A 15,341-nucleotide genomic window follows, 5' to 3' on the forward strand; every position below is an offset into this window, starting at 1 on the left:
TTGACGTTCAACTGTTCATTCAATCTTTCGGGGTGTTCTGCAATGAAAGAGTCTGTGCCAGGGCCGAAACATTCACTGCCGGTGCCACAAGACAGCGACGAGGTCGAAACCCGCGAATGGCTGGAAGCCCTGGCCGGGGTCGCGCGGGTCGGTGGCAGGTCGCGAGTCAGATACTTGCTGCAACGTCTGGCCGAGCAGGCGGACCGGTTGGGCGTGCAGGGCGCCAGCAGTGCCTATTCGCTGTACCAGAACACCCTCGCGCGCGAGCAACAGGACGACTATCCCGGCGACCTGGTGATGGAGGAGCGGATCACCTCGATCATTCGCTGGAACGCCTTGGCGATGGTGGCAAAGGCCAACAAGGCTTACGGTGAGTTGGGTGGGCACATCGCGAGTTTTGCCTCGGCTGCCGAGATATTCGAAGTCGGCTTCAATCACTTCTTCCGGGCGGACAGCGAGGCCGGGCGCGGCGACCTGGTGTACTTCCAGGCGCATTCGGCACCGGGTGTTTACGCGCGGGCGTTTCTGGAAGGTCGCTTGCAGGAAGCGCAATTGCAGCGCTACCGGCAAGAGGTGGACGGCGGCGGTTTGTGTTCGTATCCGCACCCTTGGTTGATGCCCGATTTCTGGCAATTTCCCACCGGCTCGATGGGCATCGGCCCGATCAATGCGATTTACCAGGCGCGGTTCCTGCGCTATCTGCAACATCGTGAGATCGCGCCGACGCACGGGCGGCATGTCTGGGGGGTGTTCGGTGATGGCGAGATGGATGAGCCGGAATCGATTGCCGCGCTGTCGCTGGCCGGCCGGGAAAATCTCGATAACCTGACCTTCGTGATCAACTGCAATCTGCAGCGCCTCGATGGCCCGGTGCGCGGTAACGGGCAGATCGTCCAGGAGCTCGCCGCGTTGTTCAGCGGCGCCGGCTGGAACGTGATCAAGGTGCTCTGGGGTTCCGATTGGGATCCGTTGTTTGCCCGGGACGAGGGGCATGCGCTGTTACGCCATTTCGCCGCCATGGTCGATGGCGAGTATCAGAACCTGGGGGCCAATGACGGTGAATACAACCTCAGTCATTTCTTCAACCAGGATCCACAGCTGCGGGCGCTGGTGGCAAACATGAGCGCGCAGCAGATCGACGCGCTGCGCCGTGGCGGCCATGACTTTCGCAAACTGCACGCGGCGTTTGCAGCGGCGAAACAGCACAAGGGCAGGCCGACGGTCATTCTGGCGAAAACCAAGAAAGGCTTTGGCATGGGCCGGATCGGCGAGTCGCGCAACACCTCGCACCAGCAGAAGAAACTCGATGTCGAGGCACTCAAGGCGTTTCGTGATCGCTTTGGTTTGCCGCTGGATGATCAGGCCGTCGAAGAGCTGCGTTTCTATCGCCCGGCAGCCGACAGCGCCGAGCTGCAATACCTGCAGCAGCGGCGCCAGGCATTGGGCGGGTATTTGCCCAGGCGCAACAGTCAGGCGCCGGTCATCAATGTTCCGCCACTCGACAGTTACGCGCGTTTCGCGCTGACGCCGGATGCCCGGGAAAACTCCACGACCATGGCGGTGGTGCGGCTGTTCACCCAACTGATCAAGGACCCAGAGCTGGGGCCACGCATCGTTCCGATCGTCGCCGATGAGGCACGCACATTCGGCATGGCGAACCTGTTTCGGCAGATCGGCATCTACTCGTCCGTGGGGCAGTTGTACGAGCCGGAAGACGCTGGCGCCTTGCTCTACTACAAGGAATCCACCGACGGCCAATTGCTCGAAGAGGGCATCACCGAGGCCGGGGCGATTTCTTCCTGGGTCGCGGCAGCGACGTCCTACAGCGTCAGCGGCGAGCCGATGCTGCCGTTCTACATCTACTATTCGATGTTCGGCTTTCAGCGGGTTGGCGATCTGATCTGGGCGGCGGCCGATCAACGTGCCCGGGGCTTTTTGATCGGGGCGACGTCCGGGCGTACGACCCTTGCCGGCGAAGGGCTGCAGCATCAGGACGGCTCCAGCCAATTGATCGCCGCGACGGTGCCCAACTGCCGCGCCTACGACCCGGCCTTCGCCAGTGAGGCGGCGGTGATCATCGACCATGGCAGCCGGCGCATGCTGGAGCAGCAACAGGATGAGTTCTATTACCTGACCGTAACCAACGAAAACTACGTGCAGGCGCCGCTGGAACCCGAGCAGTACGACGACGTGATTCGCGGAATGCGCCTGTACGCCCGGCACGGGGATGGCTCAGCGGCAGTGCGCCTGCTGGGCTCGGGGGCGATTCTGCAGGAAGTGATTGTCGCCGCGCAGATGCTGGAGGACGACTGGCAGATCAGCAGCGAGGTCTGGAGTGTCAGCAGTTTTGCCGAGCTGGCCCGTGATGCCCGCGAGGTGCAGCGCCAACAGATGTTCGCCGCGCAGTGCGAAGCGCAAAGTCATCTGCAACGTTGTCTGCCCGGCAGCGCACCGATTGTGGCGGCGAGCGACTACGTTCGAGCCTATGCGCAACTGGTAGCGCCCTACCTGCAGGCACCGTACGTGGCGCTGGGCACCGATGGCTTCGGGCGCAGCGACACGCGCTCGGCACTGCGCCGGTTCTTCGAGGTGGATCGCCTGCACATTGTGTTGGCGGCACTGGCTTCGCTTGATCCGCAAGCTCACGTCCGGGCGCTGGAGAAGTACGGCATTGATGCGCGCGATCCGGCGCCGTGGAATCGCTGATGGCGGGCTATCAGGGAGCGAGTTCGCCGCTGTTTCCCGGAGCCATCGTGTGAAACGCGCCGTCTGCACCTTTGGCACAGAATTGTTTCGGGACTGGGGTTTCCACGGTGTTATTGCCGACGACAGAGAGCTTGTTCAATTCGACAATGCAGCCTGCGCTGAAGGTGCTGAGTTTGACGATCTTCAGCTGCATCTCATAATCCTGCCCCGGTTGCGGAATGAACGACACGGGTTTGGGCGAGCAGGCAATTGAACCCACCATGCCGAAAACCGCCAAAAACGGTTTATTGGCTTGCACCACGTATTCATCGAACTGTTTGGTGGTGCTGTTGATATTCCGGCTTGTCTGGCTGGCCGGCATGCCGACCACGCTGTTGCGATGGTCCGAGTCCCTGAATGGATAGACCCCCGAGGAGTCGCTATGCGCCATTTTCCAGCCGGACTCCTCAGGCGAACCACCCTTGAACGTTTCATTCATGAACTTTTCACAGCTTTGGCCGTTGAAGTACGCGCCGTGGGCGTTATCGCCCGTGATCAATCGCACCCGGGCACTGGTGGCCGGATCGTACCTGGCAGCCTCGGCCTCATTGCGGACATCGACTTTACTGGTGGCGCAGCCGATCAGAGTCAAGCTGAGGGCGAGGGGGAGAAGTTGACGCATGGATGACCTTTCTGCTGTGAAGATGTTGAGCGCTGCATCCGCAGGCCTCGGGAAGACACCGGATACGTGATGGTCGCCCGGGTTATAGCGGCCTGATGGCGCGAAGGTTTAGAAGAAAGGGCACTGATGCGCTGTTGACGCAATTTTGACTGGCCTGCTCAGGGAGCCAGGCAGCTTGGTGCAGTGTGCGGCGATCAACGTTTGCACTGCGCCTGCACCACTTGGCAGGTGTTCGGTGTTCCGCCGGAGCGGCCCGCATAACGCATGCAGTTATTCATCGATTTCTTGCGCGCCATGCTCAAGGTGTCGCCCCAGGCCAGACCACCTTCGCCGGAAGTGGGCACGGCTTTGGCGTAGCAGTTCGAGCCAATGGTGGCGTAGCGTTTGCTCGAACAGCCGGCCGTCAGCGCCAGGGTGGTGGCGAGCAGGGTGAGTAGCAGCCAGGACGAGCATTGGCGTGCGGTGATTGTGGTCATCTGGGGTCCTCGTTGGGGCATGCGCCTCAATTGCCTCGCTGACAGGTGTTGGGCATTATCCAGCAATCGACATAAGGAAACGTCCTCAATGCGTGCACCCACACTACACCTGATGTGCGGCAAGATCGCCTCGGGCAAATCGACACTGGCCAAATCACTGGCTGAGGAGCACGGCGCGCTTGTGTTCAGTGAGGATCAGTGGCTGTCGCGGCTGTATCCGGAGCAGATCAAATCCGTGGCCGATTACGTTCAATGTGCGCGGCAGATTCGCGGAGTGCTGGGGCCGTTGGTGATAGATGTGCTTAGCGCGGGGGTGAGTGTGGTGCTGGATTTTCCGGCCAATACCGTGGCGGATCGGCAATGGCTACGAGGGCTGGCGGATAGCGCGCGAGTGCCGCACTGCCTGCATTACCTGGAAGTGGATGACGCCACCTGCCGTGCTCGGCTGCATGCGCGTAATACGCTGGCGGAGCACGAGTTTGCCGCTTCGGATGCAGAGTTTGATTTGATCACCCGTTACTTTCAGGTGCCGGAGGCGGGTGAGGCACTGGAGATCGTCATGCACCGCAATCGCCAGCAGGGCTAGCTCCCACGATGATCTTCACCGCCTGATCCACGGAGAGACTCGCGGTGTCGAGCCGAAGGATCGGCTGCGTCCAGGCCTCATATTCGTGATTCACAACAGAAGACCAGCTCGGGGGAGTCAGCCCCGTTATATCTGATTGCCGATGTTCCACCCGGCGACGATGCTCATGCGGGTCTGAGCAAATCACTTCGATGTTGAGCAACGGCACACCTGAGCGAGCCGCGATATCGGCCCACGCTTGCCGGCTCTCAGCGACCGGATTCACGCAATCAACCACGACACTGTGGCCGGGACGCAAATTGTTTATGGCCAGCTCGTTGGCGACCCGGTAACCGCTGGTACCGACATCATTAGCCAGAACTCCTGCATTGCGGATGGCTTGTTCGATCGTGTCGATACGCAGGTAGGTCGCATCTAGCCGGGTCGCGAGTGATCTGGCAATCGTGGTCTTTCCGGTTCCCGGCAGGCCGCTGAAGACAATTAGCATTGGCAGTCCTTGTTCGCAGTGGCCCATGTCGCGTTCAGAAGTGGATGAAGACCTGACTTACAACGCCCACATCCGAACCAGGGCAAATTGCAGATCCACAGTGACGCATGTGCGGCCATCTACCCAGTCATCTTCGCGAAGACGGCGTCCGGTATTGGTTTCGCGCTCGCCTTTGGCGATGACCAGGACGAACAGGCGGGTGGGGCATTCGAAAGAGCGCAAGCGGTCGACATCGGCCCGCACCGACCAGTCGCCTTCCAGGCACTTGGCTTGCGAGACATCGCCCAGGCACTTGATTTCGGCGACCATCCTCGGAGCACCGTTGTCATCCAATGAGTACAGGTCTGCCTTGCGTCGGTCGCCTATCGGCAGATCCGTCCAGATCTCGATCTCATCTTCGAACCAGGCTTGCAGGCTGATTTGGGCTTGAATCCAATGCTCGCGGCAACTGTTGAGTTGCAGCACTTGCTCAAGATTCTTCTCCATGCCTTGAAAGGCGCGCTCGAACAATCCGAGCCATTGAGTGGTGTCCATTTCACATTTCCTGTGTCAGTCCATTTGGGGGAGGGATTATGGACGGAATCGCCTTCAACCGAAAACTCCACATTCATCACCGAACCCTGTAGGAGTGAGCCTGCTCGCGATAGCGGTATATCGCTGACATTTGCGTTGTCTGACACACCGCTATCGCGAGCAGGCTCACTCCTACAGTGGCTCTCCGGCAGATACGGACAAAAAACGCGGCCCACGGCCCGATCGCGCAGCCATTTCCTTGCGCAGTCGTTCTGTCATATTGGGTATCAGTTGATTGCAGATAGTAGCCAGCCCAACGCTAATTCCAATGAGGCTGCACTGTGTTTCAACGTCTTGTGTGTTCGCTGTCCGTTCTGAGCCTGTCCATCGCCGCTGCCCACGCCGCCGAACCTGTGGTGCTCGACACGCCGCGCCTGCAAAGCATCGACAACTTCCGCGATGTCGCCGGCCTGACCACCGCGTATTCCACGGCCCACGATGGCACCATGCGTGGCGGCGTGTTCTACCGCTCCAACGCGATCACGCCGTCGGCAGCGGATCTGGCGACCCTCAACAGCCTCGGCATTAAAGCCGTCTATGACCTGCGCACGCCGAGCGAAATCGCCGGTACGCCGGACACGATGCTGACCGGCGCGACCTACCAGAACATCGACATCATCGGCAGCACCACCTCGGGCGCGAATATCACCAGCGTGTCGTTCAAAAGCGCTGCCGACGCCATCGCCATGATGGAGCAGACCAACCGCGCCTTCGTCAGCGATGCGGGGATGCGCGGTCAGTTCGGCAAGCTGTTCAACGAGCTGGCCAGCACCGATGGCGCTCAACTGTTTCACTGCACCGCCGGCAAGGACCGTACCGGCTGGACCGCCGCCGTGCTGCAAAGCATCGCCGGGGTCGACAATGCGACCATCATGGCCAACTACCTGGCGACCAACGACTACACCGCCGCCCGCGTCGCCGCGACCCTCAAGGCGCTGCCGCCGAGCATGGCTTCGGTCTACGCGCCATTGCTTGGCGTGCAGGCCAGCTACTTGCAGGCCGGTCTCGACGAGGTCACCGCCGAATACGGCAGCATGGACAACTACCTCAAGCAAGGCCTCGGCCTGTCGCAGGAAACCATTTACGTGCTGCGCGGCAAACTGGTCGAGTACAACAGCCTGCCGGGTCAGGCCGGGCTGATCGGCAACGCCGCTGCCGGTGCCGAATTGCTCCGCGAATTGCAGAACAGCAACCTGTCCGGCACCTACAGCGCCTACAACTACTACCTGCAATCGGCGATCGACGCCGGCACCCTCGGCGGTGTCGAGTCCCAGGTCGGCGGCCAGGTTCACGCCGACGCCGCCAGCTACCTGCTGCGGCAGAACGCGTTGATCGAACAAGCCGCCGCGCCTTACGCCAGCGGCACCGATCTGAAAGTCGGGCAATACCGTTTGTGGACCACCGCGCTCGCCGGTTACCTCGGCACCGACGGCTCGTCCCACGCCGAGAGCAGCAACGAACACAGCCAAGGCCTGATGGTCGGCATCACCCAGCGCTTCTCCGAACAACTCAGCGCACGCGGCGGTTTCGGCTACAGCAAAGGCACCGTCGGCGGCGCGGGCGGCGAGGCCGATACCGATTTCACCTTCTTCAACCTCGGTGCGCGTTACGGCTTCACCAGTCTGGAACGCGGGCTCTTCGTCGACGCCAATGCCAGCGCCGGCTACGTCGATTACGACAGCAAACGCGACCTCGGCGGCGGCCTCGGCACGGCCAAGGGCGACACCCACGGCAACCTCACCGGCGCGACGCTGGCGCTGGGTTATCGCGCTCCGGTCAACGGCATGATCCTCGAACCGAGTCTCGGCGTGCGCATCAGCCACCTCGACCTCAAAGGCTTCCAAGAGAAGGGCAGCGAACTGTCACTCGACGTCGACGATAACACCGCCACCCGCCGCAGCGCCGTCGCCAACCTCAACGTGGCGTTCGGCCCGGTGGCGATAGGCGCGTGGCAACTGGTGCCGGGCGTACAAGTCGGCTACGAACGCACCCTGGGCAACAACGACGTCAACAGCCAAAGCCACCTGCTGGGCCTCGACATCGAACAACGCGCCGCCTTCGACAACCGCGACCAGTTCAGCGGCGGCGTCAACCTGATGGCCAGCCTCGGCGCCGTCAGCGTCGGCGCAGAAGCCGGTGCCAGCGGCGGCGGTGACAGCCACGGCTTCAGCGGCAGCCTCAAGGCCAGTTACGCGTTCTAAAGCAGGGACAACAGCGCAAGGTCAAGGATGACCACCATTGACAAAGCACCAGCAAAATATGGTGGAGCAGGGAACGGCCAACCCTGAGTCACCGCAAAAACCTGTGGGAGCGGGCTTGCTCGCGAAGAGGCCGTGTCAGTCACCATCACCTCGCCTGACCCACTGCATTCGCGAGCAAGCCCGCTCCCACATTCAGATCCCCGCCAGCCGCCAATCCTGAGCCCATCACATCAGCCATGGCACCGACCAGCGCCAGTCCTGAGCCCACCAACTAACCCTGTGGGAGCGAGCTTGCTCGCGAAGGCGCCATGTCAGTCACCATCACCTCGCTTGACCCACCGCATTCGCGAGCAAGCCCGCTCCCACATTTGGATCCCGGCCAGCCGCCAAACCTGAGTCCGCCACATAACCCCATGGCACCGACCAGCCGCCAATCCTGATTCCACCAACTAACCCTGTGGGAGCGGGCTTGCTCGCGAAGAGGCCATGTCAGTCACCATCACCTTGGCTGATCCACCGCATTCGCGAGCAGGCCCGCTCCCACATTTGGATCCCGGCCAGCCGCCAAACCTGAGTCCAGCACATCAGCCCTGTCACCGACCAGCGCCAGTCTTGAGTCCGCCAACTAACCCTGTGGGAGCGAGCTTGCTCGCGAAGGCGCCATGTCAGTCACCATCACCTCGCTTGACCCACCGCATTCGCGAGCAAGCCCGCTCCCACATTTGGATCCCGGCCAGCCGCCAAACCTGAGTCCGCCACATAACCCCATGGCACCGACCAGCCGCCAATCCTGATTCCACCAACTAACCCTGTGGGAGCGGGCTTGCTCGCGAAGGCGCCATGTCAGCCAACATCACCTCGCTTGACCCACCGCATTCGCGAGCAAGCCCGCTCCCACATTCAGATCCCGGCCAGCCGCCAAACCTGAGTCCGCCACATAACCCCATGGCACCGACCAGCCGCCAATCTTGAGTCCACCAACTAACCCCGTGGGAGCGGGCTTGCTCGCGAAGGCGCCATGTCAGCCAACATCACCATCAACTGATCCACCAGCATCCCCGCCGATAAACCAATCAACCCCGCCCCCTCAACTGCGCCGGACTCACCCCATACGCCTGCTGAAAATACTGACAAAACCGCCCGACATTACTGAACCCGAAGCGCAACGCCACCTCCGTCACCGACGCCGAATGCCGCTGCCCCAGCGCCTGGAAAGCCCGCTCCAGTCGCACCTGCCGCTGATACGCCACAATCGACATCCCGACAAACCGCCGAAAGCCCTCCTGCAAGGCGCGCTGACTGACATTGCTCAACCGCGCCAACTCCACGCCACTCACCAGTTGCTCTGGATGCGCCTGAATAAACTCCATCGCCAACTTCACATGCCGCGGCGCCACCCTCGGCGCCGGTTGGCACAACGCCTCGGTAAAATTGTGCGGCCACGCCTCCAGCACCGCATCGATCAACATCTCGCGCAATCGCGACGGCATCAGCGTGCCGCTATTGAGCAACAGATCAAACTCCGTCCCCGTCGCCAGATCAATCAACGCCTTGATCCCCTGAAACGCCGCCGTGTGCAGATCCACCACCGGCTCAAACACAATCTTCTGCACAATCGGCCGCCCCAACAACGCCGCCAACCGCTCCGTCAACTGCCCCCGATTCACCGAAATCCCGTGTTGCGCGTGATTGTCGAGAAACCGCATCGAACGGATATCCGCCTTATCAATCGCCAACCCCACCTGCGCCACACCGACGGACTCGGTGCGGTGGTTGAACACAATCTTGCCCGCCGTGGGAATCACAAAAGTGATCTCGTCCTGTGGGTCGGGGAAGGTGACGGTGAAATCACCGTGGTAATGCATGCGCCGGAAACTGACGCCGTCGTGCCGCCCGTAGACACCGCCGATGATGATGTTGGAGGGGATTGGTGGATTGTCGGCGTAGCGATTGCCGAAGAGCCGGGAGAAGAGGGCGCCGAAGTCTTCGGAGTGGAGGTTTTCGGAGCGGAGGATGATTTTTTGGCGAGGCGGGGGTGGGGACACCTTGGGGGCACCTTGGGTTGGGGGCTCTTGGAGGAGGCTGAAGGTTAGCAGTCTGTGGTGACAGATTCGTGATGGGGATTGAGTCGCTGGTGTTTCGTCCGCTTACTGCCAGAAGCGGACACTTCTTGATAAGTGGTCGGCAAACGTATCTTCTGTGCTCCAGCGTCAGGAACGATGCTTCTGCGTACTTTTAAACGCATGGAATTATGCTCATTGCGTAGCCGCAGTATCTGGAAAATAGGCAGCGGAAATTGAATCACGGCATAATGGCCTTTCGAGATCATTGATGATTGATTCACCATCCAAGGATTCAGAATGTCGAAGCTAAGCAAATATGAGCAACACGCACTCAAGGAAATTCACAGCTGGAAGGAGCCTGACATTGGCTGGTTCGGCCAAGCACTGAAGGTGATAAACCAGCCGCTGGACAAAGCAGGTGATCTTTTGTTCAAGGCTCCCGGTGTAGGCCCTGCGATCCAAGGCGCAATTGAGGGCTTGACGAGCGTTTGCCACGACGCAGCCCAGTGGAGCGTAAGACCAGAAGCAATTTTTGAAGAGTTTCGTGGCGACGGGCACAGCACGATTAAAGCTCATAAAGATATTCACGATCTGGATCTGGAGCAAATCGATAAGGTCGTCGGATTCCTTGGCGCTAAATATAAGGGTATCGCTCTGGTAGAAGGGGCAGGGGCAGGGGTCGTGGGCTTACCTGGTCTGGCAGTCGATATCCCGGCGTTGATCACACTCAACCTTCGGGCGATCGGCGAGTACGCTGCCTATTACGGTTTTGATACCTCACGTCAGGAGGAGCGACTGTTCGCCTTCAACGTGCTTGGCCTTGCTTCCTCTCCCACCGACAGTTCGAAGGCACTTGCCATGGCCCAACTGATCAAGATTTCTCAGGATGTAGCAAAGAAAGCGACTTGGAAGGAGCTGGAAAAAAGCGTTTTCGTGAAAATCATCCAAGAAATCGCCAAAGCTCTGGGCATACGTCTTACGAAAGCAAAGCTTGCACAAACAATTCCCGCTGTGGGCGCAGCTGTTGGCGGAGGTTTCAACGCGTACTTCACTATGAAAGTCTGTGATGCAGCCTTCTACCTTTATCGGGAACGCTTCCTGGCGAACAAGTATGGCCCAGAGGTGATTGAGGTGACCGTAAAACCTGCCAAGGATTATGACCCGCACTACACCGAAGCCTCCCAAGCCGTGTGAGAACTCTAGCAATGTCTGACCGAAAGCTTTCGCGCATAAGCGGCTGCTTTCGGCCAAAAGCAGCCCCTGATGAGCGTGAGCGTTTATTTGAATCATAGCGATGGAACAGTCGTGATGAGTTCGGTAAAGCTAAGCTCGAATTACATCAAGGTCGCAGGCCGTAAGACAGGGAATTTACGCTATCCGAAAATATTGTGGCGATACTCAGTTGGCTGGTCTCAGTCCCACGCCGAGACGCCGTCGCGCTTAACGATTCTGTGGTCTACATTGGATCGATGAAGGAAGCCACCTTAGCGCATGGGAGGGCTTCGTCTACTCACGTGGTGGAGAGTGTTATGGCTGACGAAAAAAAGAAGGGCTATCCGAAGATCCCGATGAATAATTGGTTTCTTCTACGGGACAAGTTCAAGCAGCGCACTCCAGAAAAGGTAACGCCAAGTTATATCGCATCAGCGCTTGGTATGGGCGAGAGATCAGCCAGCGCTAATATTATTCCACCTCTTCGCGTCTTTGGCCTGATTGATGACTCAGGAAAGCCAACTGACCTTGCTTATGAGTGGCGGGACGACAATAAGTATCCAGCAGTTTGCAAGGCCATTCTCGAAGCAGCATATCCGCGGGAACTGCTCGACCTATTTTCAGATTTGAATGCACCTCTGAAGGATATAGCCGCTTGGTTTGCCCGAGATGCCAAGGTGGGAGAGTCTGCGGCTAGAGCCTACAGTGCGACGTACATGATGCTACTTGAGGCGGATCTAACGCGCGCGAAGGAAAAAACTACGCCGCCAAAATCAAGCAATGGGGCGGTAAAGACTGCGAAAACTTCAACACGCTCTTCCAATGCAGTCGGCAAGCCAGCAACGAGCGTGCCTTCGGCAAAAATACAAGACTTCGCAGAAGTAGCGGGTGTTAATGATCGGAGAGAGGCGCGCAGTTTTAGTCCTAAGCTGCACGTAGACATTCAGATCCACATTTCACCTGATAGCAGCCCTGAACAGATCGACAAGATCTTCGAGAGCATGGCTAAGCATCTGCCACTTATGGGCTAATTGAATGAGTATCGAGCGTGCACTTCAAAGTGTCAGGGAGCTTAGAGAGAGCGTTAGGGCAAAAAATCCTCCTCCCGAGGAAGGAGCGCCAAGCCCTGAAGAACCAGTTATTTATTTTTCCCTCGTACGTAATAGTCGGGGATATCTTGAACGCTTGGTGCATCAGATCAACGGTTCATACGAGCACGGTTGGTATGACGCTTCGGCGGTAATGATACGTCGTCTAGTGGAAACACTGATCATCGAGGTCTATGAAAAGTATGGCTTGGCTGACCATATAAAGACCGTCCAGGGCGACTTTTTTTATTTGCGCGATCTAATATCTTCGCTTACTGCGCAAAAAGAGTGGAATCTTAGCAAGAATGCTAAATCCGCACTTCCACGACTTAAAGATGTTGGAGATATGTCAGCGCACAGCCGTCGGTTCATTGCTCAGCGGCAGGATATCGACAGGATGATGGCTGATTTACGAGTGATAGTACAAGAGCTAATGACACTAGCTGAGCTAAAATAATTAACCGTAACTGCCGACTATAGAAGAGATCGCTAGATGGCTTTCAGGAAATGGCTTAGGGCGTGTCGCCGATAACGCACTAGTGGCCATGGAAACCCTGGGTACGAATGCCAAAGCGAATACAGATGCGATTACGCGGCTACGGCAGTCCTATGAAGTCGCTCCTTTAGGCGCCATGAAGGGTTGGCACAACATGAAAGATTATATTCGGTTCGACCGTTTTATTGATCTGGAAACTTCGCTCGAGCTACTTCTTGTTCAGATACAGGGGGTGCCAATGACTGCGACCTGTTGGAAGTGGGCCGTCATCGCTGCTCATTCTGCCCTGCAAAGTTCTGTATGCATCGCTCTTCGAGGCAGTGCAAGTTTTGATACGTTGAAACCGAAGAGCCGCGATAAGTGGTTAGAAGCGTACGAAAAAAACAAAGACTTACCCAATACCCAGATCGACAACTTTATGGCGTGATTCGACAGGCTATTTGATAAAGAATCCGGAATAGAGAGGGAGTTGATAAGCAAGCTAAATGGATATAGGAACAATTTTATTCATTTTAATAACGATGCATGGTCAATAGCTCCCAAAGATATTATTGATGCAATTGGTGAGTCAGTATCTGCGATGATTGCGGCACCGACACGCAGCGAGGGGATTTTTTTCTATGAGGAGCGGCAGTCACATCGGTTTAACGTGCTCTGCCAGACCACACGTGAGAAGCTTAAGGAGTTAGTAAATAACTAACAATAGGTTTCAGTCGATGTCACCTGCTTCGCTGCTAGTTCCTTAGACGCGCGATAACCTATTGCTGCCCTACGCGAAAGGCAGCTTTGGGCCAAAAGGAGCTTCTCGCCAGCTCAGAAATACATTTATTAAATACCGCTACATTAAATTTAAGGCATTCTGTTTCTTAATAATTGCAGTAATTTTAAATTCCACTGATTATAAGAGGCAAGGCCACCAGCTAAAATTGGCTTTCCAGTAGCTTGCCCCATCCATCAGCTGCAGGTGCCTAAAGCACCCACAATTTATCTCGATAGTTTCTAATCGATCATTAAGCGAGCTTTTGTACGAAGGCCGTCAGGTGATCCAAGGATTCCTTATAGTTTTTTGGGGGCAGCCCAATATTCTGCCCGTTAGGCATCAGATAGCTACTTTGCGATGGAAGGCGATGTAGTGGAATGCCCAAACTTGCAGAAACTTTACCAGCTGTATGAAAGTCCTTGATATTTGAAGTGTATAAATTTTCCCACTGCGCTAGATTTGCTGGAGCTGTTGTTACAGTCGCAAAAATAGAGGGGTCTGCTTGGTATTGCGACCATGCATAATTAATCAACTCCAATCTAACCGACTCGTATGCGCTAGCAACACCAGAATTTACCGTGAAATTATTAAATGGTAATTCATAAAGCGTCGGAAGCTTCAAGCCAAAGCTACTAACTTGACTATTAAACGTTATTACATTGGATGCGTATTTTTGCGCGGCAGAAGATGGGTATTTGCCGTAAAGCAGCATGAGTATGCCTTTAATTCCTTCGAGCGAACTGAAATCAGCCATCATTGGAACGATTAAAGATGTTGATGAAACCAAAGCCATTTGTGTATAAATTGAAAAGCTAGGATTGCAATCAATAAAAACAGTCATATCGCTGTATTCAGATTTCTGAAGCTCTAGCGCGCATAGTCTCTCAATCGCAGTCACGTACTCTTTCCAGGCATGTATATTGCCAGGATTCATAGTTTGAAAATTGAGCGCAAGCGTTTGCGACTCAAGGAAAGAGTCACCCGCAATCAAATGTAAATTCGGAGTTACATGAGCGTTGTATTGAGAGACCTGAGTCATATAGCTAGTTGGCAGGCTGGTGAATCCTGAATTCCCCTTAATCAGCCAATCCATAAAGCCTACCACGTTCCGCCTAGTTGCCTGTGATTGCAGCCTTTGATTAGCTGCATATCCGACATGAGCTCCGCCAAGGAAGAATTGAGATATGTTGGCTTGGGGGCACAAATCTATAACTAGGACTAATTGATCCGGATTATTCTCAGCGTATAGACTGGCTGCGTTCTGACACAGTGTAGTTTTACCAACGCCACCTTTATTATTATAGAAAGCAAATATATTTCGTACTGCCATGTTGTGATCTCCTTAATTTGAGCCATTTCGGCAAGGCGATGATGATGGCTTAACGCTATGCCCGCAAGTCGTTCCGATGCGCTCATGAGAACAGAGGGTGAAGATAATCGCCCGCAAATGAGTAGCAAGGTGCGTAAGCTCGACTTTTCTGGAGACGTCGATACCTTACGATGAGCCTTTTGTTATGTCTGGAAATCTGAGAGCAATCCGCCTAGAACGGCCGCTATTGGCCGAAAGCAGACGAATCAGGCATTTCTGTTTCTGACTGATCCCTCCTTGGCCCTCACAATAGAGCGCCAAGGAGGGAGCGTTCGCTACGCCGTCGGCACAACATTATCCAACGCCTGATTCACCGCCAGTTCCCCGAGCATCACCACCTGCGCAATGCCCAGTAGCGTCTTGCGAATCGGCCCCTCTACCAACGCCGCCACATCCCCCAACATCACCGTCGCCGAACCCAGTGATTCACTGGCGTTCGCCAGCAATTCCTCGGTGGCGATTTTGGGGTTGGCGAGGAACATGGTGTTGGGTGTGTAGGGCGTGGCCATGATCTGGCTGGCGGGGTTGAGGTAGTGGTCGAGGGCGCGTTCGGCGGCTTCGCTGAGTTTTCGGGAATCGGGGGATTCGTAGGGGGAGACCGTTTCGGTTTCGGGTGGATTGGGCGTGACTTTGAACATAGGTGAAGCTCCAGGATGAATAAGG

General features: G+C 56.7%; 14 protein-coding genes. 7 read left to right on the forward strand and 7 right to left on the reverse strand.

Annotated features, from left to right (window positions below):
* Window positions 1-42: 42 nt before the first annotated feature.
* On the forward strand, window positions 43-2,706 hold the full coding sequence (gene mdeB / locus CKW11_RS00065; protein ID WP_095135305.1) for an alpha-ketoglutarate dehydrogenase: 2,664 nt from the start codon (window positions 43-45) through the stop codon (window positions 2,704-2,706).
* A gap of 10 nt (window positions 2,707-2,716) precedes the next feature.
* Here the strand turns inward: mdeB and CKW11_RS00070 are convergent, their stop codons facing one another.
* Together CKW11_RS00070 and CKW11_RS00075 are read right to left on the reverse strand one after the other, a co-directional pair.
* Window positions 2,717-3,367 (reverse strand): hypothetical protein, encoded by a 651-nt coding sequence (locus CKW11_RS00070; protein ID WP_095135307.1) that lies wholly within the window; start codon window positions 3,365-3,367, stop codon window positions 2,717-2,719.
* 194 nt (window positions 3,368-3,561) lie between these two features.
* The gene (locus tag CKW11_RS00075) at window positions 3,562-3,843 is read right to left on the reverse strand and encodes a hypothetical protein (RefSeq protein WP_095135309.1); all 282 of its coding nucleotides are present in this window, start codon (window positions 3,841-3,843) and stop codon (window positions 3,562-3,564) included.
* Between the two features lie 88 nt (window positions 3,844-3,931).
* Between CKW11_RS00075 and CKW11_RS00080 the strand changes: the two genes are divergently transcribed.
* Window positions 3,932-4,429 carry an ATP-binding protein gene (locus CKW11_RS00080; protein ID WP_095135311.1) on the forward strand — a complete coding sequence of 166 codons (498 nt, stop codon included), beginning with the start codon at window positions 3,932-3,934 and terminating at the stop codon, window positions 4,427-4,429.
* On the opposite strand, the gene CKW11_RS00085 is transcribed toward CKW11_RS00080, so the two are convergent.
* On the reverse strand, window positions 4,401-4,916 hold the full coding sequence (locus CKW11_RS00085) for an AAA family ATPase (protein WP_095135313.1): 516 nt from the start codon (window positions 4,914-4,916) through the stop codon (window positions 4,401-4,403). The two genes, CKW11_RS00080 and CKW11_RS00085, sit on opposite strands and share 29 nt — an antisense overlap.
* 57 nt (window positions 4,917-4,973) lie before the next feature.
* Entirely contained in the window at window positions 4,974-5,450 is a 477-nt protein-coding gene (locus CKW11_RS00090) for a hypothetical protein (protein ID WP_095135315.1), read from the reverse strand.
* A 320-nt stretch (window positions 5,451-5,770) separates the two neighbouring features.
* On the opposite strand from CKW11_RS00090, the gene CKW11_RS00095 reads away from it, so the two are divergent.
* Window positions 5,771-7,690: a tyrosine-protein phosphatase gene (locus tag CKW11_RS00095; RefSeq protein WP_095135317.1), complete on the forward strand. Its 1,920-nt coding sequence runs from the start codon at window positions 5,771-5,773 to the stop codon at window positions 7,688-7,690.
* A gap of 1,073 nt (window positions 7,691-8,763) precedes the next feature.
* Here the strand turns inward: CKW11_RS00095 and CKW11_RS00100 are convergent.
* Window positions 8,764-9,735 (reverse strand): helix-turn-helix transcriptional regulator, encoded by a 972-nt coding sequence (locus CKW11_RS00100; protein WP_095135320.1) that lies wholly within the window; start codon window positions 9,733-9,735, stop codon window positions 8,764-8,766.
* 315 nt (window positions 9,736-10,050) lie between these two features.
* On the opposite strand from CKW11_RS00100, the gene CKW11_RS00105 reads away from it, so the two are divergent.
* From CKW11_RS00105 to CKW11_RS00120, 4 genes are all read left to right on the forward strand, one after another.
* On the forward strand, window positions 10,051-10,947 hold the full coding sequence (locus CKW11_RS00105; protein ID WP_095135322.1) for an EcsC family protein: 897 nt from the start codon (window positions 10,051-10,053) through the stop codon (window positions 10,945-10,947).
* A 335-nt stretch (window positions 10,948-11,282) separates the two neighbouring features.
* Entirely contained in the window at window positions 11,283-11,996 is a 714-nt protein-coding gene (locus tag CKW11_RS00110; RefSeq protein ID WP_095135324.1) for a DUF5343 domain-containing protein, read from the forward strand.
* Window positions 11,997-12,000: 4 nt separating this feature from the next.
* Entirely contained in the window at window positions 12,001-12,510 is a 510-nt protein-coding gene (locus tag CKW11_RS00115) for a DUF4145 domain-containing protein (RefSeq protein WP_095135326.1), read from the forward strand.
* A gap of 88 nt (window positions 12,511-12,598) precedes the next feature.
* Complete coding sequence (locus tag CKW11_RS00120) at window positions 12,599-12,976, forward strand: hypothetical protein (protein WP_143499867.1); 378 nt, start codon at window positions 12,599-12,601, stop codon at window positions 12,974-12,976.
* A 583-nt stretch (window positions 12,977-13,559) separates the two neighbouring features.
* Here the strand turns inward: CKW11_RS00120 and CKW11_RS00125 are convergent.
* Window positions 13,560-14,639: a ParA family protein gene (locus CKW11_RS00125; RefSeq protein ID WP_095135330.1), complete on the reverse strand. Its 1,080-nt coding sequence runs from the start codon at window positions 14,637-14,639 to the stop codon at window positions 13,560-13,562.
* 314 nt (window positions 14,640-14,953) lie between these two features.
* Window positions 14,954-15,316 (reverse strand): DUF6124 family protein, encoded by a 363-nt coding sequence (locus CKW11_RS00130; protein ID WP_095135332.1) that lies wholly within the window; start codon window positions 15,314-15,316, stop codon window positions 14,954-14,956.
* Window positions 15,317-15,341: the final 25 nt, after the last annotated feature.

Source organism: Pseudomonas sp. Irchel s3a10 (genome assembly GCF_900187525.1).
Taxonomy (GTDB): domain Bacteria; phylum Pseudomonadota; class Gammaproteobacteria; order Pseudomonadales; family Pseudomonadaceae; genus Aquipseudomonas; species Aquipseudomonas koreensis_G.